16 protein-coding genes are annotated in these 19,553 nt (G+C 39.4%); 13 read left to right on the top strand and 3 right to left on the bottom strand.

Features of this window, described 5'->3' with window-relative positions; all coding sequences use genetic code 11:
- A complete protein-coding gene (locus tag ABD009_RS05165; protein ID WP_343823273.1) occupies window positions 1-2,415 on the top strand; it encodes a glycoside hydrolase family 31 protein in 2,415 nt (804 codons plus the stop codon).
- Window positions 2,416-2,436: 21 nt separating this feature from the next.
- On the opposite strand, the gene ABD009_RS05160 is transcribed toward ABD009_RS05165, so the two are convergent.
- On the bottom strand, window positions 2,437-2,835 hold the full coding sequence (locus tag ABD009_RS05160) for an MmcQ/YjbR family DNA-binding protein (protein ID WP_343823271.1): 399 nt from the start codon (window positions 2,833-2,835) through the stop codon (window positions 2,437-2,439).
- 93 nt (window positions 2,836-2,928) lie between these two features.
- Between ABD009_RS05160 and ABD009_RS05155 the strand changes: the two genes are divergently transcribed.
- The 10 genes from ABD009_RS05155 (at window position 2,929) to nhaD (ending at window position 11,157) form a co-directional block, all read left to right on the top strand.
- Window positions 2,929-3,462: a TlpA disulfide reductase family protein gene (locus ABD009_RS05155; protein WP_343823269.1), complete on the top strand. Its 534-nt coding sequence runs from the start codon at window positions 2,929-2,931 to the stop codon at window positions 3,460-3,462.
- A gap of 102 nt (window positions 3,463-3,564) precedes the next feature.
- On the top strand, window positions 3,565-3,789 hold the full coding sequence (locus tag ABD009_RS05150; RefSeq protein WP_343823912.1) for a DUF4266 domain-containing protein: 225 nt from the start codon (window positions 3,565-3,567) through the stop codon (window positions 3,787-3,789).
- A complete protein-coding gene (locus tag ABD009_RS05145) occupies window positions 3,780-5,066 on the top strand; it encodes a DUF3570 domain-containing protein (protein WP_343823267.1) in 1,287 nt (428 codons plus the stop codon). Before ABD009_RS05150 ends, ABD009_RS05145 begins: the two co-directional genes overlap by 10 nt.
- Window positions 5,067-5,085: 19 nt before the next feature.
- Window positions 5,086-5,997, top strand: a complete 912-nt coding sequence (locus tag ABD009_RS05140; RefSeq protein WP_343823265.1) for an FAD:protein FMN transferase — start codon at window positions 5,086-5,088, stop codon at window positions 5,995-5,997.
- A complete protein-coding gene (locus ABD009_RS05135) occupies window positions 5,994-6,647 on the top strand; it encodes a response regulator (protein ID WP_343823263.1) in 654 nt (217 codons plus the stop codon). The genes ABD009_RS05140 and ABD009_RS05135 overlap by 4 nt, the downstream gene beginning before the upstream one ends.
- Window positions 6,648-7,997 carry a sensor histidine kinase gene (locus ABD009_RS05130; RefSeq protein WP_343823261.1) on the top strand — a complete coding sequence of 450 codons (1,350 nt, stop codon included), beginning with the start codon at window positions 6,648-6,650 and terminating at the stop codon, window positions 7,995-7,997.
- 61 nt (window positions 7,998-8,058) lie between these two features.
- Window positions 8,059-8,397, top strand: coding sequence for a cupredoxin domain-containing protein (locus ABD009_RS05125; RefSeq protein WP_343823910.1), 339 nt, complete (start codon window positions 8,059-8,061; stop codon window positions 8,395-8,397).
- Window positions 8,390-9,124, top strand: a complete 735-nt coding sequence (locus tag ABD009_RS05120) for a hypothetical protein (RefSeq protein ID WP_343823259.1) — start codon at window positions 8,390-8,392, stop codon at window positions 9,122-9,124. Before ABD009_RS05125 ends, ABD009_RS05120 begins: the two co-directional genes overlap by 8 nt.
- Window positions 9,121-9,828: a hypothetical protein gene (locus ABD009_RS05115; protein WP_343823257.1), complete on the top strand. Its 708-nt coding sequence runs from the start codon at window positions 9,121-9,123 to the stop codon at window positions 9,826-9,828. Before ABD009_RS05120 ends, ABD009_RS05115 begins: the two co-directional genes overlap by 4 nt.
- A gap of 84 nt (window positions 9,829-9,912) precedes the next feature.
- A complete protein-coding gene (gene nhaD / locus ABD009_RS05110) occupies window positions 9,913-11,157 on the top strand; it encodes a sodium:proton antiporter NhaD (protein WP_343823908.1) in 1,245 nt (414 codons plus the stop codon).
- Window positions 11,158-11,250: 93 nt separating this feature from the next.
- Here nhaD and ABD009_RS05105 read toward each other — a convergent pair whose 3' ends face one another.
- Window positions 11,251-14,427, bottom strand: coding sequence for a TolB family protein (locus tag ABD009_RS05105; protein ID WP_343823255.1), 3,177 nt, complete (start codon window positions 14,425-14,427; stop codon window positions 11,251-11,253).
- A gap of 325 nt (window positions 14,428-14,752) precedes the next feature.
- On the opposite strand from ABD009_RS05105, the gene glpQ reads away from it, so the two are divergent.
- The gene (gene glpQ / locus ABD009_RS05100; protein WP_343823253.1) at window positions 14,753-15,925 is read left to right on the top strand and encodes a glycerophosphodiester phosphodiesterase; all 1,173 of its coding nucleotides are present in this window, start codon (window positions 14,753-14,755) and stop codon (window positions 15,923-15,925) included.
- A 76-nt stretch (window positions 15,926-16,001) separates the two neighbouring features.
- On the opposite strand, the gene ABD009_RS05095 is transcribed toward glpQ, so the two are convergent.
- Window positions 16,002-16,463: a GNAT family N-acetyltransferase gene (locus ABD009_RS05095; RefSeq protein WP_343823251.1), complete on the bottom strand. Its 462-nt coding sequence runs from the start codon at window positions 16,461-16,463 to the stop codon at window positions 16,002-16,004.
- A gap of 395 nt (window positions 16,464-16,858) precedes the next feature.
- On the opposite strand from ABD009_RS05095, the gene ABD009_RS05090 reads away from it, so the two are divergent.
- On the top strand, window positions 16,859-19,384 hold the full coding sequence (locus tag ABD009_RS05090; RefSeq protein ID WP_343823249.1) for a zinc-dependent metalloprotease: 2,526 nt from the start codon (window positions 16,859-16,861) through the stop codon (window positions 19,382-19,384).
- The last annotated feature ends 169 nt before the right edge of the window (window positions 19,385-19,553 follow it).

Genomic DNA, 19,553 nt, shown 5'->3' with positions numbered 1-19,553 from the left:
ATGAAAGCCCTCTTTAGCATCGCAATAATTTGTTTGTCGCAACTTTCTTTTTCTTCTTTTGCTTCTTTTGCTTCATTTGCAGGTAGCGCTAATGAACCTTCAAAAATCGCTGACAAGTCGATTCTGTTTACGTTAGATAATGGTAACAAGTTAAAAGTCTCTGCTTATGGTGACGAGATTATACGGCTCCATTCAACCGTCAAAGGTCAGCCTTTTTATGCTGACAACCACTATGAAATGGTGGCCTCACATGACTGGCGTCAAAACTTGGAACTAAGTTCAACCAAAACGCACTGGCAGGTAGCTCCTATAGGCAACAAAAGCTTGCAGGTTTTGATATCAAAGGACACGCTAAAAGCGACTTTTTTGGAAAACGGTGTTATCACCTTAGCTGAGCTTCAGTCTCCAAGTAAAACCGGCACTATCATAAAAACCGAGTTTGCTTATCAGCAAGATGAACATTTCACAGGTCTGGGCCACGGCTTTTATGGTCGAGAACCTAAACTCGATCTAAAAGGACAACGCACTGGTCGTAACTACGGTAAGCAGCCAATAGAACAGGCGCCGTTGATTGTGCCTTTTTACCTATCAAGTAAAGGTTACGGCGTATTTTTAAATAGTACTTTTACTAATGAGTTTTCTTTTGGTGATAAAGAAGAATACAGCGTTGCAATTGATGATCACGGCTTTTCTGGGCAAATGGATTACTTCTATATATCCGGTGGAAAGTTAGCGAACGTATTGGACAACTATACTCAATTAACGGGACGTCCTCGTTTACCTGCTAAGTCTATGTTTGGTTTGCAGTTGTCAGATAAAGGCCATGATCATGACTCACCAACACCGTCAAATGAAACATGGTGGAAAAATAAAATCCTTGAGCATAGGGAAGCTGGTTACCCACTTGACCATGTAATTAATGACAATCGTTGGCGCGCGGCAGGAGGAAAACGCTGTGAGTCTAAACTGGATTGGGATAAAGAACGTTATCCAGATCCTGCTGCTTATCAACATTGGTTAGAAAAGAATGCCTTGGTACTCACATTAGATTTTAATCGTTGTATCGCTAAAAAATCAGAAGGGTGGAAAGCCAGCTTTAACTTACCCTCAATTGATAATATTCAGTTTCCAAACAGCGCACCAGATTTAACAAATGCTGAATTTCGCAGCTGGTTTTGGGATGTGTTTTATAAAAAAGCACTCGTCCCAGAAAAGCAATATCCTGGCGACGCATTGTGGATAGATGAGTTTGATGAGCAGGGCGCTGCAGATAAAAGCATGATATTAAGCAATGGCCGAAGTTCAGCTGAAATGCGTAACTATTGGTTTTTCCTGATTGCAAAGGCGTTAGTTGCCGACGGTTGGGATAAGTCGGGCATTAATAAGCGTCCTTTTGTTTGGGTACGCGGCATGACTGCAGGAGCTCAACGCTACGCGACCTTGTGGAGCGGTGATATTTACCCAAACTACAACGACATGCAAAGCCAAATTAGAGGCATGCAATTAGCTGGTTTATCGGGTTTCCCTTTTTGGGGGCATGACGCTGGTGGCTTTTATGATTGGAAAAATAACCTTGGTCCTGATGAAACTTTATACCAACAATGGTCAATTGGTTTTGGTAGTTTTTCACCTATTTGGAAACCACATGGTATGGGTCAATCTCGCTGGCCTCTTGACCGTTCAAAAGCATCGCAGAAAGCATTCCTAACTTATGCACAAATGCGATATGAATTGATGCCTTATACCTACAGTATGGCGCATGAAGCCTCGTTAACAGGCTTGCCAATTGCGCGAGCCATGGTGCTCGATTACCAAGAAGAGGAGCTAGCTTGGCAATATGACCTTCAATATATGTGGGGCGATTCGATGCTCGTTGCACCGCAAACAAAATCGCAAGGAAAAATGACGTTGTGGTTGCCACCAGGTCAGTGGTACCAGTACGCAAGCAACAAAATAGTGAAAGGTGATAACGTTGTAAGCATTGAGCCAGCAGTCGATGAGTTACCGTTATACGTTAAAGCTGGGGCAATTATTCCTAAAAGACAATTTGTGAAAAGCACTGGGTTTATTGATAAATCGCATTTAGATATTGATGTATATGTTGGCGCAGACTCAAGTTTTACGTTAGTAGAAGATGATGATAGAACCGAAGAATATCGAACAAAAAATCAAAAACGGTTAACTCAAATTCATTATTCACAAAGTAGCCGCCAAGTTAAGGTAAATGCAGCTGTCGGCACCTTTTCTGGAGCCCAAGATAAGAGAGCCATAACATTACGATTTTTTGGAACTAACAATATAACGTCAGTCAAAGTAAACGGTAAATCTAGCCCTTACAATATTTCTGATGGCATATTGCATGTTGAGCTTGATACTCATTCGGTTAAGCAAACAATGCTTATTGAGTTGAATTGAAATACTGTCACAACGAATAAACTATAAGTGGACTAAGATCGACGCCTGATCTTTTTTAGTCATCTTATTAACAACCAACATAAACGAATTATCCATCATTCGCTCAATTTCACCTTGTGGGATTGAGCCATCTAAAATAACCGTATTCCAAAGCTTTTTATTCATGTGATAACCCGGGATCACCGACGGAAAAATATCACGGAGCATAAGTGCTTCATCTGGATCGCATTTTAAATTGAGCCACCAAGATTGTTTGTCGTCATCAGATTGCAATGCCTGTTTGCTAATTTTCCCCAAAGCTAAAGTTGCAAACATCTTTCCTTTAACCTTAAAAACGCTGACATCTTTACCAAAGGGAAAATCTAAAGCGGTGTGAGGCTTAGATAATAAGTAATTTTGTACTTCTAATTCATCAAACATATTTTAACTCTTAAGGTTTCGTTAAGTTTGCTTTTCTATATTCAACATACTTTAAAAATATTCAAACTTGAATGACATGGCGGTAAACAACTAATGATTAGTACTTTAAAAGCTGTTATTGGCAGAACTATGGGCATGAAAATAGTAGCCGCGGTATCTTTACTCATATTAACGCAGAGTATGGCATGGGCAAATCCAAATCTGGCGGAAACAAATTCAGCGACCGCAGCAGGGCTTGCAGAACAAAAATTAGTTAATGTATTGACGGAAAATAGAGGGAAAGTTATCTACTTGGACTTTTGGGCATCTTGGTGTGTTCCTTGTCGAAAATCCTTTCCATGGATGAACAAAATACAAAGTCGTTACGCACCTCAAAACTTCACTGTGATCAGCGTTAACGTAGACAAAGACTTTGATTTAGCTCAGCGTTTTTTAGCCGACATGCCAGCATCTTTTCCAGTTATTTACGATCCAAACGGCGAGTTAGCTAGCAAGTATAAATTGCAAGGGATGCCAAGTAGCTTTTTGGTGAACAGAGAGGGCAAATTTGTCCGGGGTCACAAGGGTTTTTTTGAGAAAAAAATATCTACATACGAGTTAGAAATAGAACAGCTTTTGAAAGATTAATAAATTGATAAAGATAGTTACTAGCGAGTTAGTGAATAGCCAACTTGTTAATTAAAAGTGATTTTGCGTTTTGAGATCAGCCTGTAGTGGCGAGGAGTCATGATGAAGAGTAAACGAAAGCTAATTTCTTTAGTGATATTAATTAGTGTAACAAGTGGATGTGCTTCTTTAGGCGTACAACCTTGGGAGCGAGATTTACTGGCCAAAAAAGAAATGTCATTGAATTCGGCGCCAGTCGATGCCGCACTTGACGACCATATTTACTTTAGTAAAGAAGCATCTAGCGGTGGTCGCAGTTTTGCCGGAGGAGGTTGCGGATGCAATTAGATAAAAAAAACGCGAGTCAGGTACTAGCGCTAGCCACCAGTGCTCTATTAGGTACAGGTGTTCAAGCTGCAGAAGAGCCTGTGGTTAATGAATCTACTTGGTCGTTTGACTCAGCACTCATGGTGTACAGCGAAACTGATAGAGTTTCTGCTTTTGAAGGTATTTTATCGGCCACAAAAGATTTTGGAGACGCAAAGCTATTAAACTTGAAGCTAACGGTGGATAGCCTGACTGGTGCATCGGCGACGGGCGCTGTGGCTCAACCAACGATACAGAGCTTTACTCGCCCATCGGGAAATGGGAATTACAATGTTGAAGCCGGTGAATTGCCACTTGATGATACCTTCCGCGATACTCGTGTCCAATTCAATGGTCAATGGACACAGCCGTTTGGAAATGATTATACCGGCAGTGTCGGTGGTTATTTTTCCAAAGAGTATGATTATTTATCTTTAGGGGTAAACGGCAGTGTAGCGAAAGATTTTTATAATAAAAACACCACATTGTCAGCTGGTTTTTCTTTAGCTCACGACGTACTGAATCCAGTGGGTGGAGTGTCAGACCCTTTAACGCCAATTTTACCGTCAGCACAAAGCTATATAGAAGACCAAGGCTATCGTTTGAATGCCTTAGGTGATGAAGAGACCAAAGATACAGTTGATCTATTGTTCGGTATTACCCAAGTTATAAATCGTAGAATGTTAGTTCAACTAAACTATTCATATTCATCAGTTGATGGTTATCAAAACGATCCCTACAAACTAGTCAGTCAAGTTGACGACAGTGGTATTGTTCAACAAAACTTGTATGAATCGAGACCCAATGAGCGAACAAAGCAAAGCCTATTTGCACAAACTAAATATCACTTTGAAGATTCAATTTTAGACTTCTCATATCGTTATATGTGGGACGATTGGGGAATAAAATCAAATACTTTTGATATTCGCTATCGTATGCCTATTAGCAGTGGTTACCTTGAGCCACATGTTCGTTATTACCAACAAGAAGCAGCCGACTTTTATGAGCCTTTCATTTATGGTTCAGAAACACTTCCAGAGCACGTTAGTGCGGACTATCGCGTTGGTGATCTTGACGGTATTACCGTTGGATTAAAGTATGGCTTCCCGTTAGAAAATGGTGATGAAATGTCATTCAGACTGGAGTTTTTCCAACAAACCCCAAACAATCCAGGAGTAGAATTACCAACAGAGCTTGAAAGCTTACCAATGTTTGAAAAAGTACAAGCGGTTGTGCTACAAGTTAACTATTCTTTTTAAGTAATCGCTAAGAGCAAATATGAATAAAAGGACACTGAATATAGAGCACCGTGCGGATTGTATAGCGGTATCCTTTTTTTCAATGGCGAGCCCATGTGAGGTGTTGTTTGATAGCCGGGATAAAGAGCTTGTCGAAGAGTTAGCCTGCTGGTTAACTCAAGAAACCTGGAGAATAGAAGATAAATTTTCGCGCTATCAAAACAACAACATGCTTTACCAGATAAATAATAGTAAGGGCAAAACCATAGCTATTGACGATGAGACTGCTAGATTATTAGCGTTTTCAGATGCTTGTTATCAGGCTAGTGAGGGCATGTTCGACATCACATCAGGGGTTTTGCGTAAAGTGTGGAAATTTGATGGTAGTGATAATGTTCCCAATAAAGACCAAGTAGAGGCACTTTTACCGTTTGTTGGCTGGAAGAAAATATCCTATGACCAAAAATATATAACGCTCCCTTTGGTTGGCATGGAATTGGATTTTGGTGGCATAGGTAAGGAATATGCTGTTGATAGCGTAGCTCAAGGATTACTACAGCAATTAGCTGTAAAAAATCATTCGGTACCATTTTTGGTTAATTTTGGCGGAGATATATTTTCCTCTGGCCCTCGTTTAAATGGTAAGCCTTGGATCGTGGCGATTGATTTAAAAGGTTTATCCAATACCGAACAAAAGTTGTTATCCATTGAAAAAGGTGGATTAGCAACAAGTGGAGATGCCAATCGATTTCTTGTTAAAGATGGTCAGCGTTACACTCACATTTTGGATCCTCAAACAGGTTGGCCAATTGTGGAAGCTCCGCGCTCAATTACAGTTGCAGCACCTACCTGTATACAAGCAGGAATGATGTGTACTATTGCGATGACTAAAGCGAAACAAGCGTCGGCATTTTTAAAAAATAATGGATTAACCTATTGGATTTATGAATGAGATTATTGCTAGTCGAGGACGACATACCGTTAGGTAGCGCACTTAAACAATCTTTTCACGATGAAGGATATGCAGTGGACTGGGTTGAATCTGGTCAACACGCAATATTAGCCTTTCCAGATAGTGACCTTGCGGTGTTAGATCTGGGACTTCCAGATATGGATGGTCTGCAAGTATTGAAAGAAATAAGAGGAAAAGATGCAAACAAGCCCGTACTTATTCTAACGGCACGTGATGGCATCGAAAGTAAAGTGTCGGGTTTAGACTTAGGCGCCGATGACTACCTTTCTAAGCCGTTTGAAATGGAAGAGCTACTAGCTCGGGTTCGTGTTTTAGGTCGTAGGATTAACTCAATGTCGAGCAATGTAATATTAATTGGCACCGTAGAATTAAATCTTCACGATCACAAAGTCACAGTAGAATCAGAGACCCTTTCGCTATCAAGACGAGAGTACATGATAATGAAAGCATTGATGGAAAACGCAGGACGAATTTTGTCTAAGGCTCAACTGGAAACCAAGCTGTATGACTGGGGTGAAGAAGTTACTAGCAATACCATTGAAGTCCATATTCACAACATAAGAAAAAAGCTACCCATTGGCTTTATTAATACCGTTCGTGGTGTTGGTTATATTGTGAGACCAAGTTAAGTGTCGATTCAACGACAACTCACACAGCTGATACTAGCAACGGTTACTTTAGCTACATTTTTTGCGGGACTGTATGGTTATAAAAGCAGTGCTGAGCAGTTAGATGACTTTTTTGATAAAGAGCTGGTGGCCTATTCCTCAGTGCTGCAAAACGCATCTCATATAAACGCAGTAACTTTAACAAATCAAACGTTGCAATTTCAGATATGGCGAGAAAATAGACTTGTTGCGAAAAGTTCCGGGGCGCCTGAAAAAAGACTGACCCTTACAATTAATGGTTTTGATGAGGTTAGTGCTAACGGAAAGCGTTGGCGTGTTTATGCAAACTCGTTAGACGATGCAAATGATTCTAGTATTGTGATTGTTGCTCACGCGAAAGAACTCAGGTTAGCCGCGGCCGAAAGTGTCTTGATTGAAGCAATAGCACCTTTGGTTTTTGCTCTGCCTATTATTGGACTTTTTGTTTTTTACTTCATTAGAAAAAGCTTGAAGCCTTTGGTGGTTTTATCGGGCGCATTAGACTTAAAGAACAGCACTGATTTAAGTTTAATAGATATTGGTCATCCGCCTAAAGAGCTATCACCCGTTGTTAGTCACTTAAATGAGTTATTGCGCCGCTTATCACAAGCCTTTGCTCGAGAGCGACAGCTATCTGCGAATACAGCCCATGAACTTCGCACTCCAGTTAGTGTATTAAATATTAATCTTCATAATGCGTTAAAAGCTTTTCATCAAAATAACTTATCGGATGACACGTTTGAACAGTTGCAAAAAAATACTGATAGGTTGGCGCACGTCATCGAGCAAATCATTGCCTTGCATCGATTTACTGAAGAGAACTTTAACGAACATAAAGTGAGTTGTGATCTAGAACTAGTATTACAGCAAGTAATAGCGCAAAACTATAATGATATAAGTACAAAAGGCCAGTCAATCGAATTGAATTGTCAATCGCAACCTGTGGTCGGACACGAGTTTGCTCTAAGTACTATGTTTGAAAATATTCTAAAAAATGCAATTAAATACACCCCTCTTGGCGGTTCAATTTATGTATCGGTAAAACGAACAAAAGTTGATTTTAGCTCTAAAGGCTTATTGCCTGGACAAGACTGTATGCTTATAACATTTGATGATTCAGGTGAAGGTGTGAGTCAAGGAGACTTAGAAAAGCTTACGGAACGCTTTTATAGAGCCAAACGAACTGAAGGTCAAAAAGGCTCGGGACTTGGCTTATCCATCGTAAATCATATCGTGCAATTACATGGTGGGCGACTGTCTTTTTCAAGCTCTGAGCTAGGTGGATTGCAAGTATTGGTCTATGTTCCTATAGGCCATGATGATGGGTCATAAGATGCTGGCTCCCACAAGTCAATTGGCACTACATCGCCAAACCATAAGATCAATAAAGGTAATGCTTGGCCTATTTTGGGTATTTAGTTGTAATATGTTTGCTGGTGAATATTCCATTACCCTAAAAAATAATACATTTTCTCCTGCGGAATTGAAGGTACCAGCGGGTAAAAAAGTTCGTTTAGTTATTTTAAATCAAGATGACTCAGCAGAAGAGTTTGATAGTTTTGACCTAAATAGAGAAAAAGTTTTATTTCCTAACAAAAAATCTGTGATTTTTATTGGGCCGTTAAAGCCTGGGCGATACGAGTATTTTGGCGAGTTTCATCCGCATAGCGCACAAGGAACCATAGTTGCTGTGTCGCCTCAGACAACTACTGCAAGGAAGAACAATGATTAAAACCGTCATTATTTTTCTTAGAGACTTGTTGCCCTTGTTTATCCTATTTGCTTACTTACAAAGTTTCTATCCCTCTTTTTTTAAATTTAATAGATCCAAAATATGGAGCCTTTTGTTAGCTCTTTTATTAATACTTTTGGTGGGACCTGCACTTGAGTTTAGCAACGACTGGTTTGATGGAACTGGAACCGAATGGCTATCTATGCTGATGTTAATTAGCGTGCTTGGTTGTATTTTAACCTTAGGCTCAAAATCCGAAAATCTAAAGTCACACTCTATTTGGCTTGCTGTTGTTTGTTTTACAGGTTTAACCTTTTCTTCGTTTGCTCTTTATTTTTCTGTCGAAATGGCAGTGGTAGAGTCAATCAATACACTTATTGTTAGCAGTGCAATGGGACTGGGGATATGTATAAGTTTCTATATTTTATGGAGCTTCGTACTAAATGAGCTTTATAGCTTAAATCGTTCCTCAGTCTATGCTCTTGTGGCGCTTTTTGTTGCAGGGCAAACTGCTAAAATAGTAAATCATTTGCACCAGATTGACGCTATTTCTCTGGGCTCACAAAGCCTTGGGAGCTTAGAACATATTATTTCAGAGCAATCTGAACTTGGACACATACTAAAAGCCTTGGTAGGTTTTGAGTCTGCACCATCTCAGCTTTTTATTATCGTATATCTCATTACTGGGGTTGCCGTATTCTTTAATTTTCAAAGGAATAAACTATGAAACGCCTAACGATATTAATTTTGTTAGTCACGTTAGTCACGTTAGTCTCTGGACAAGCAACAGCCGATGGCATTGTTGCCGATAAAGTTTATCACCCACTTGTGTTGGCTAATGAGCAAGAATTTGAATGGCGCTTTTTATCCAGTCAAACAGATGAGAAAAATAGATTAGCTCAACGTTTTGGCTATGGCCGAGCGTTAAGTGCTAGGGTTGCTGCTGAGTTATATTTAATTGCTGAACGCGACGACGTTGGTAACTTTCAATTTCAATCCTACGAACTTGAAATCCGCTTGATGTTAACCGAACAGGGTCAATATTGGGCCGATTGGGGAGCAATATTTGAAATTGAACGGAATACTTTGATTGGGTCCTCAGAAGTTGCGACAGGGATATTGTTTGAAAAGGAAATAGGCAGGAATAGCCTTACTCTCAACGCTATCCTAATTTATGAGTGGGGTGATGATATTGACGACGAATTTGAAACAGAATTCAGAGCACAATATCGTTATCGCTATATGCCAGAAGTACAACCCTCGATAGAAGTTTATACCGGAGAGAATTACTTTGGTATAGGGCCCGCATTAATGGGGGTGCGTCGTTTTTCAGGGCAAAAACAATTAAAGTGGGAACTGGGTTTCATATCTGAACTTAGCAATGAGATTAAAGATCATAGTTTGCGATTTTCATTAGAATATGAATTTTAAAAAAATAGATATATACGCTAGTAAAACATAGATATTAAACCTAAACTGCCGGCCAAATCTTATCCATCTAAAATTATTGGTAAAATCATGACAACTGTCATAATTGTTCTCGCTATTATTGCTTTACTTCTTGTTGTCTTTGAAGAGGTAATCCACGTAGACAAAGCCAAGTCTACTCTTTTTATCGGCACATTAAGCTGGATTTTGGTTTACTTAAATCCCCTTCATGGGACAACAGCTGCTGATATCACTGAACAACTTAACGAAAACCTCCTCGAAATTGCCACGCTATGGTTATTTTTAATGTCAGCAATGACGTTTGTAGCCTACTTAAATAGTAAAGGGTTTATTTCTAACTTGGTTCAAAGAATGTTACCGAGTCAGTTGTCCGAGAGAAAGTTCATGTTCTTACTTGGCTTTTTTGCCTTTGTATTCAGTTCGTTTGCAGATAATGTCACAGCGACGCTTGTTTCCGTTGCGGTTATAGCATCACTTCAAATACCCGTAAGACAGCGCTTAAAATATGCCACTTTAATCATATTTGCGGTGAATAGTGGTGGTGTTTCTTTAATCACTGGTGACGTGACAACATTAATGATCTTTTTGGACGGCAAAGTCAGTATCGCGAATTTATTGCTTTTAATATTACCATCGCTTACAGCTGTATTAATTCTTGCCGCGTTATTGTCAAGAAACATGCGTGGTCAACTAACCTTCGAAAGAAGCTATACGGCACTTGAAGGAAAAGATAAGGTCATTGCTGGTGTCTTTATTTTAACTATTTGCAGTACTTTATACTTAAACGCAGCATATCAAATACCACCCGTACTAACGTTTTTGTTTGGTTTGAGTTGTATGTTTTTAATTGGCCAGTATTTAGTTCGTAAAACTAATAAAAATATCCTTAACTATATACGTGAAATAGAGTTCGATACATTGCTGTTTTTCTTAGGTGTGTTGCTTATTGTTGGCATGTTAAAAGAAGTGGGAGTCTTGCTACAGTTAACCAAGATATATCAAGTTTTTGATATCAGCGTCGCTAATTACTTGCTTGGACTACTGTCTGCTGTTCTTGATAACGTGCCATTAACAGCAGCTTTGCTAAAAGCCGACATTCAGATGGATACAGCAAATTGGTTGGCACTCACTTATGCAACGGGTGTTGGTGGCTCTGTGTTGGTTATTGGCTCTGCTGCAGGCATTATTGCCATGAGCAAGGTAAAAGAGCTGAACTTTATTAGCTATTTATCAATGGCAGGGTATTTATTGGTAGCGTATTCCATCGGTTACTGGTTGAGTTACTTGTTAACTAGCTTTGTTTTATTATAGCTTTGCCAGTTAAAACCCTCTGAACCATTGTAAGTTTTGTTGCATGGTTTAGAGGGGGTTGAGTTCAAACAATAAGCTCAATTAAAAGCTCTATTAGTAATTGTATTTAAGGCTAATCCAAGCTTGAGTATCTTCTTTGTCATCGCTTAGTCGTTTTTCAGTGACATTAGCCAATCCAAATTCAACGTCTATGCCTGTTAAACCAAGTCCAATAAGCTCAAGTGCAATGTCACCTCTAACGCCGTAAATAGTATACTCACGAGCGGTATTTTGTGTAAATACGTTGGCATTGCTAGGTTTAGTATCCAGCTCAAGATCAGAATAGTAAACCTGAAAACCACCTTTTGGACCAATGCTAATTGTATTGCGACTGAAGTCGTTACCCGTAGCCGCTGCAAATGGAAGTTCAGGAATAAATACCCAGTTTGGTAAATTGTGGCTTGCTAGAATATTTGAGTCTAATCCACCGAAACTCATTAAGTTTATGTCACTGTCGTTTCGAGTTGCCCATGTATGATTGGCAATTAGAGAAACATCTAACCAAGTTGCTTCCAATATGAATGAACCTTGATGGCCAGTCCATTTTTCTTTTTGACCACCTGTATATTCTGTTTCGCCGGATAACCAGGTTATGTCACTAGATTGAAACACGCCAAACTCTTGCATGTCGTAAGATAAAGTTTGCTTATGACCAATTTGGAATGAGGTTTCATTATTTCCAACATTCGTCATTAAGTTTTGAATGGTATTGCCAGTATTATCAATTTGAGTGACTGCAAACTGAACGTCATCCAAACTAGAGTAAGCTAAGCTTGTATTTAATTGCCCGCGGTATGTCTCAAACAAGCCTTGATAAATACCATAACTCCAATCAGCAGCAATGTTAAAGCCGTCTTTGTTAATTTTAGTTCCTAAAACATCATCACCTTGCTTTGAAGGGTCAATCTCGATGGAGAAGGCATTGGCTGCAACATTTACAGGCCAACCCTTCCAGCTCATATAACCGCTATAGCCCGACAGCACTTCGTCACTACCTACTGAAATCATCCAGCTTAGTCGTTGCATTAGGTCTGCGCCTTTTATGCCAATTTCAATTAAGTTAGAAGATGCAGTGCTGTTAGTGCCGGCTAAAACCAAAGATATGTTTTGGTCGTGTAACCCAGCTTTTGAGTTGTATGGTACCGAAGGGGCGTTCGCTAATTCATGTTTAGTGCCAGCCAATGGCATCAAATACTTAGAATCCGTATTTTTTGTGAATTGAGAGCGCTCAGTTTGTGGCTTTGGAATTTGAGTTGTAAATGTTGTGTTTTCAGTCTTTTGTAAAGGCTGCACATAAAGGTTTGGGCCAGTAGAGCGAGTAGAAGCAAATACTAAGCGTGACTTGTCTTCAGTTTTCCATACGGTTGGCCATGCTACCGGGTGTTCACCATTTGTGATTTGACTAAGAGAAGCGCTTTTAATGTCATATTGATAGGCAAACAACTGGTTACTTTGACTGGCAACAAACAGCAATGACTCACCATCAGGTGTCCAGTTTAAGTAAGACAAAAATTGGTAGTCGCTTGGCAGGGCTATTGTTTTGTCTGAAGTAGAAATGTTGCTGCCTGTATTATCGCCTTTGCTGCTACCTAAGTCTGCTAGTTTTACTAACCAGTTGCCGTTGATACTTTTTGATAAATACGCCAATTGTTCAGGATTTTTAGGGTTGAGCCTTGGAAAGTCATAACTCTCTTTAATCGAAGGTGTTTTAAGTTCGATGGCTGAAGCCAATTTGCCTTGATTGTGAACCGAGCCGTTTGAGCTTGAACTATCTAAGTCTAAATTACTTGAACCCGAACTATTTAAATCCGAAGTATTTGAGCCCAAACTGCCTAGACCCAAACTATTTAAGCCCAACTTAATTAAACTAGATTTACCAAACTCATTGCGCTCAGCGACAATAAACTCAGCATCAGAGGAAATATCAAAACGACGAATGTTTAAGCTAGTTGTTAATTGCGTTATGTTTCCAGAAGAGATATTCCATTTAAATAAATCTTGGTGTTGCTGGCCTTGATTGTCCGTAGAGCTTGCCACATAAAGCACAACCTCTTCGTTCAGCCATCTTGGATAGCTAACACCTTTCCCGTTAATAGAATTTAAGGCTTTGATACGCTTGCTATTAAATACTCGAGGCTCGTTGTTGGCAATATCCTGTGGGTCGTCTTTTAAAATAGCTTCATTTTGATTGTTAAACGTTTCGATGGCTTTGGCATTAATAGCCGTTTCATATACCGAAAGTTTATATTTAGGTGATGCATCATTAGAGGCTTCTACGGCTAAGAACTTACTTTGGTCTGGGCTAAAGGTTGGCGAACGTAGTTCAAAATCAGCGTCAAACCACAATTCAGCGGCATTGCTCTGTTGTTCTGTGTTCATCGCAATTTGCGTGTATTCTGCCACAAATCGATTATAAAGTTGTGACGCTGGTTGTTGGAATATGCCCTCAAACGCTTTGTCAAAATTACGATTTGCTTCACCGCGCATTCTTGTCCAAACAGCATCTAAATGTTGCTCAGAATATTCTTTTTCTAACCAAGCTAAAAAGCGAACGCCAACTAAATAAGCCATTGAACCCGCTTTATAGCCACCAGATGTTGCACTTAACTGAGAGTATTTTGGCAACGCCCCTTCACGAGCGTATTGCAATATAGTGGCTTCAACTTGTGCATCAAACAAACGTCCACGTCCCGTAAGCTTAGATTCAAGTAAGGTTGCATAACCTTCTGACACCCAACGATTTAATCCTGAGGCATAGGCATCGTATAAATCATGGTATTTTCGAATTGTGTTGCGCCATTTTGCTCTGTCCTGCTGCCCTAAATGCACCAAGTGAACATACTCATGCAGCGCCAGTAATTGAGGCCAACTGTCGCTATTACTAATGACGGTCTCTGATAGCGCTGAAGTTGCATATAGCGCCATAAATGGTTTATGGCTAAACGCTAGGGCAAAACCATTTGAATTATTTAGCGGATCAAAAACAACAACGTCTACTTTTTCGGTCAATACTCTGTTTTGTTGCTGTTTAATTAAATTTTGAGCATGTTCCATTTCATTGGCCGCGTTGTATGCCCAATCTTTGTAATTAGGTGTGAAATGAATTTTAAAATTTGGTGTTTCCAGCACTTGCCAATCAAGTTTGGGATTTAGAATTTCATTTGCACTTGGGCTAAAAGATGAAAATACGGCAGACGCTAGTAATACAACTGATGAGATTAGGGACTTCAAAGTAACTTTCCTTGTGATGTTTATGCGGCGACAAAGTACAGTAAATAGCCATCATCATCAAATAAATACCAGTAAACATAGCGTACTAAATGTTACAAATTGTAATGAACTCGGTTGCGTCAATTTAAGTAGTAAATTAATAACAATGTAAGTGTCTTCTGAAATGTTTATATTCTTAATTAGAATGTTCATTGTCCTGTCATTTTTGGGCGGCATAATTTTATACAGTTTATATATTTACGTTTTAACTAAGCCTGCATGACTAATGCTTTTATATTAAAGGCGATAGTGGCGGAGTGTGTTTAAAAATGGTTAAGGGAAGTCTATGAAAAACCTATTTGTTGTCTCGCTGGTGGCACTGCTTCCATTTGCAGTGGCTTGTAATGCCACGAGTGAAACAGAATTTAGTAGCAGTGGCTTGAGCCGCATTGAGTCAAGTAGCCTCAAACCAAGCAGCCTAAAACCCAGTGGCATTGAGCCGGACATGGTGAAAAAGCATAAAATCGTAATCGCGCACCGTGGTGCCAGTGGCTATTTACCAGAGCACAGCATGGCTTCAAAAGCGATGGCTTACGCAATGAAGGTTGACTACATTGAACAAGATCTAGTGATGACAAAAGATGATCACTTAGTTGTATTGCACGATCATTACTTAGACCGAGTAACAAACGTAGCGGATAAGTTTCCAAATCGAAGCCGAAAAGATGGGCGTTATTATGCTATTGATTTTACCTTAGCGGAAATTCAAACGCTTGATATGACAGAGGGATTTTCTGTAAAAGAGGGAATTATTGAGGCTAACTATCCAGACCGATTTCCTATTTGGCGGTCTAAGTTTAAAGTACATACTTTCGCCGACGAAATTGAGTTAATACAGGGGCTAAATAAAAGTACAGGTAAAAATGTTGGTCTGTATCCTGAAATAAAGTCGCCCGCATTCCATTTACACAGCGGTAAAGACATAAGTAAAGCCGTGCTACTGGAACTCAAAAAGTACGGTTATATCAATCACGAAAGTAAGGTTTTTGTCCAAAGCTTTGATGCCAATGAGCTCAAAAGAATTAAGCAGAAGTTGATGCCTCAACTTGATGTGAACCTCAGGCTTGTGCAGTTAATTGCAATGACAAGTTGGAACGAAACCGTGACCTATAAAGATGGAGAGGCAGTACCATATAGTTATGACTGGATGCTTCAACCTGAAAATATGGACAAAATTGCACAATATGCTGATGGGATTGGTCCATGGAAATCTATGTTAGTAACTGAAAATAAAAAGCTAAAAACAGTCAAGTCAAACGGTTTAGTAGAGGCAGCCCATAAAGCTGGGCTTCTAGTTCATCCATATACATTCCGTGCAGACAAGGGCAAGGTGCCTAGTTATGTTAAGGACTTTTCTGAACTGTTACGATTCTTTTATTTTGATATTGGTGTTGATGGCGTTTTCACTGATTTTCCAGATAAAGCGGTAGATGTTTTATCTAGCGATAAGCAAAATTAAGCAGTTCAACTCGTCTAGCAACTAGCAACTAGCAACTAGCAACTAGCAACTAGCAACTAGCAAATGTTTTTGGTTGTTAGCAGTGGCGGCCCATCACTATGTTGGCTCTAGTGTATACAGGGTGCTGGCCTTCTGAGGTGGTTTTGAAGCCGTAACTTTTATAAAGCTCAATTGCGGCCGTTAGTTTAGTATTGGAAACAAGATAAACTTGTTGAGCACCAATTTCAGTAAGTTTAGCCAAAGCATGTTCAATTAATCTTTTACCGAACCCTTTGCCCTGACTACTTGGCGATACAGCCATTCGAGCCAACTCAAAAATGCCGTTTCCATTATTAAACAGAGCGCACACGCCTTTGACTTCGCCTTCGTCAATTAGGCTAAAAATATACCCGCCATTATCAATTACTTTTATTGGGTTTGCTGCCAATTCACGATCAACCTCTTCAATTTCAAAATAGTGAGATATCCACTCTTCGTTTAAGCGAATAAAGTCTTCTAACAGCTCTTGTTGATTTTCTTTTATGACTACTGCTTTCAAAACTTAATTACTCCAGAGATACACATTTAAAGGGAATCGATATAAAAATTGGGCACGCTAACAAAGCTACCAGCTAAAAAACTATAAGCCAAAAAACGATAAGCTTGAAGAATAAAAGAATAAAAGAATAAACTGATTAAATAAGTTTGTAGAGCGATGCTCGAATAGCGGGTTTTCTTGTTGAGTTTAATGAAATTTTGTTGCGGTATGTATTGATGTAAAGGGCGACGTTAATTAGAGTACTAATAGTTTAACCCTATTAAATAACGGTTAGTCTCAGATAAATAGACTAATTAGTGATAATCATTTATATAAAATAAAACTATTACGTGCAAAAGAGCATTGAACGATAAATAAAAATAATAATTTTTTGGAACAGGATTAAATATACCGATATGAAGTTACTAAATAAAACTATGCTGGTGTTAAGCATCACCAGTTTCAGTTCTGCTGCGACGGTTCTGACGCAAGCTGAGATTGATGCGCTAAATAAGTCTAATTCAAGTGTAGCACCAGTTTACACTTTGTTAGCTGCTGATAAAGATGAAGACTCTGAAAAACCAGACGACGCTGAAAAAGCGGACAAAAAAGATAAAAAAGACAAGAAAAAAAGCAAGTTTAAAGACTATGCAGATATTGTTACTGATAAAGCGGTAACTTCAAAAGGTATCTTTACCACTCACCTTGTGGACAACAAAGTATACTTTGAGATCCCAGCTGTTGAGTTAGGTCGTGAGTTTGTTTGGCAAGTCAAAACGTCAGGCACACAGCCTGGAAAAGGGGTTATTAGTGCTGATATCGGTCGTCAATATGTGATTTTTGAACGCCATGGTGACGATATCTTGTTACGTAGCCGTAATTATTCAGTGGTATCTGACGATGGTTCTAGAGAGTCGTTAGTCGTTAAAAAAGCGTCTATCGATGCGATTATTACCAAGCTTCCAATTGCAACGTTCTCAACTGACGACGCTAAGTCACCTGTTGTAGACATTACAAGCTTATATATGGGACAGCACAAAGAGCTTTTCCCTGCACCAAGAGCGCCAAGAAACCCGAAAGCGCCAAAAACACCAAGCTTCAAACTGAATAAAAAGAGCAGTTTGATTACTAAAGTTAAGGCGTTTGAAAAAAATATAGAAGCAACAGTATTAGCGCAATTTACTAGTGCAAAAGTAAACGAAACTAAAGAAATACGTCATTCTATTTTTGCGTTGCCAGACACGCCAATGAAACCTCGTTTTTATGATAAGCGAGTAGGTTACTTTACAGCGAACTATTCAGACTACAGCTCTGAGAAAAACAAACTGGACTCGTTCAGCTACATAAAACGCTGGCGTTTAGAAAAGAAGAACCCAGAGTTAGAAGTTAGTGAACCAAAAGAGCCGATCGTTTGGTACATAGACCGTGGTACGCCGCAGAAATATGTTGAAGCGGTTAGAGAAGGTATTGAGTTTTGGCAGTCAGCTTTTGAACAGGCTGGTTTTAAAAACGGTATTGTTGCAAAAATGGCACCTAGCATGGAAGAAAACCCAGACTGGGATCCAGAAGATGCTCGTTACTCAGTTGTTCGTTGGATTCCATCAGGCATTCCAAACGCGCAAGGGCCACATGTTGCTGACCCTCGCTCAGGCGAAATTATTGAAGCTGACGTGCGTATGTACCACAACGTAATCAAGTTACTTGAAGGTTGGTACTTTGCTCAAGCCGGTGCAACCGATCCAAGAGCGAAAAAGTTACCTTTACCAAACGAAGTTATGAGTGATTTAGTTCGTTTTGTTGTTGCTCATGAAGTTGGTCACTCAATAGGCCTACACCACAACTTTATTGGTAATAATTCATACACGATTGACCAGTTAAGAGATCCTGAATTTGTAAAAGAATTTGGTGTGTCAGCATCAATCATGGATTACGCTCGATTTAACTATGTAATACAACCAGAAGATGGTGTGTCGCCAATTGACTACGATCCAGGCCCGTATGACAAGTTTGCAATTGAGTGGGGTTACAAAGAATTTAAAGGTAACCTTACGCCAAAAGAAGAAACGGTTCTTTTAAGTAAAATTGCAGACCGTCAGTTAAATGATGACCGTCTACGTTGGGATGCCTACTCTAAGCCAAGCTACCTAGATCCACGTATTTTAACGGAAGCGATTGGTGATGATCCTGTTGAAGCAACAAGACTAGGGCAGAAGAACAAAAAGCGTATTATAGCTAACTTGATCGATTCTACTAGCTTTGAACCAAACAAGGGTTATGACGAGTTAGACAACGCATACAAAACTGTGATTCAACAACACGCTAGAGAGCTTGGCCACGTTGCTAAAGCGGTTGGTGGTGTGATGTACCGCAATGAGTTAACTCAAGATCATAAAGAAAAACAAGTCTTTGAAATCTTCCCTAAGAAAAAGCAGGAACGTGCTGTTCAGTTTTTAATAGACAACGGCGTTAAGTTACCTGAGTTTTGGAATAACAAAGAAATTCTAAAACGCATTGGTCAGGATAAGTTTGAGCAATATGCAAACTCTATTATTAGACAAGCCGTAGGTAGTCCATTGGCTGCGCACCGCCTAGACTCGCTAATAAAGTTACAAGCGGCTGGCGAAGATGTGATGGATCCGGTAAAAACGGTTAATAAATATGTTGATACTATTTTCGGTGACATTAAATCTCGTCGCCCTAAGTCAGATCAATATACAATCATGTTACAAGACTACTTTGTGACAAAACTATTAGCAGACATTTCATCGACTAAATCATCTCCGACTCTTGTTGCAATGTTGAGAGGCATCGCCACTGAGTTAAAGTCTAAGCTAAAATCAGCAGCGAAAAAGCACGACGGTAAGTTACAAGGATATCGTTATGCAGGTCTTGCAGCTAGATTAACAGAAGGTTTAGAACCAAAGCTGACGGTGAAAAAATAAATCAAACCAAGCACAAATATGTTCTGGTTTTAGCCACGGACTAAGCCTAAATAAAGGCTAACATAAGTCTAGAAAGCTAAATTACTAAAAGAAACTTCGATTATTCGGAGTTTCTTTTTTTTTGGAAAAATTTTAATTACTTTATATGCAGGCACGATACTATGATCCA

This window comes from Psychrosphaera haliotis, from assembly GCF_039523615.1.
In the GTDB taxonomy this organism is placed as follows: Bacteria; Pseudomonadota; Gammaproteobacteria; order Enterobacterales; family Alteromonadaceae; genus Psychrosphaera; species Psychrosphaera haliotis.
This window is presented reverse-complemented; position numbering and strand designations above follow the sequence as displayed.

Coding starts and splice junctions, on each gene's coding strand:
- ABD009_RS05145 (WP_343823267.1), top strand. CDS start 3,780: ATGCAATTAGATAAAAAAAACGCGAGTCAGGTACTAGCGCTAGCCACC.
- ABD009_RS05160 (WP_343823271.1), bottom strand. CDS start 2,835: ATGTTTGATGAATTAGAAGTACAAAATTACTTATTATCTAAGCCTCAC.
- ABD009_RS05165 (WP_343823273.1), top strand. CDS start 1: ATGAAAGCCCTCTTTAGCATCGCAATAATTTGTTTGTCGCAACTTTCT.
- ABD009_RS05135 (WP_343823263.1), top strand. CDS start 5,994: ATGAGATTATTGCTAGTCGAGGACGACATACCGTTAGGTAGCGCACTT.
- glpQ (WP_343823253.1), top strand. CDS start 14,753: ATGAAAAACCTATTTGTTGTCTCGCTGGTGGCACTGCTTCCATTTGCA.
- ABD009_RS05125 (WP_343823910.1), top strand. CDS start 8,059: ATGCTTGGCCTATTTTGGGTATTTAGTTGTAATATGTTTGCTGGTGAA.
- ABD009_RS05140 (WP_343823265.1), top strand. CDS start 5,086: ATGAATAAAAGGACACTGAATATAGAGCACCGTGCGGATTGTATAGCG.
- ABD009_RS05120 (WP_343823259.1), top strand. CDS start 8,390: ATGATTAAAACCGTCATTATTTTTCTTAGAGACTTGTTGCCCTTGTTT.
- ABD009_RS05155 (WP_343823269.1), top strand. CDS start 2,929: ATGATTAGTACTTTAAAAGCTGTTATTGGCAGAACTATGGGCATGAAA.
- ABD009_RS05090 (WP_343823249.1), top strand. CDS start 16,859: ATGAAGTTACTAAATAAAACTATGCTGGTGTTAAGCATCACCAGTTTC.
- ABD009_RS05115 (WP_343823257.1), top strand. CDS start 9,121: ATGAAACGCCTAACGATATTAATTTTGTTAGTCACGTTAGTCACGTTA.
- ABD009_RS05150 (WP_343823912.1), top strand. CDS start 3,565: ATGAAGAGTAAACGAAAGCTAATTTCTTTAGTGATATTAATTAGTGTA.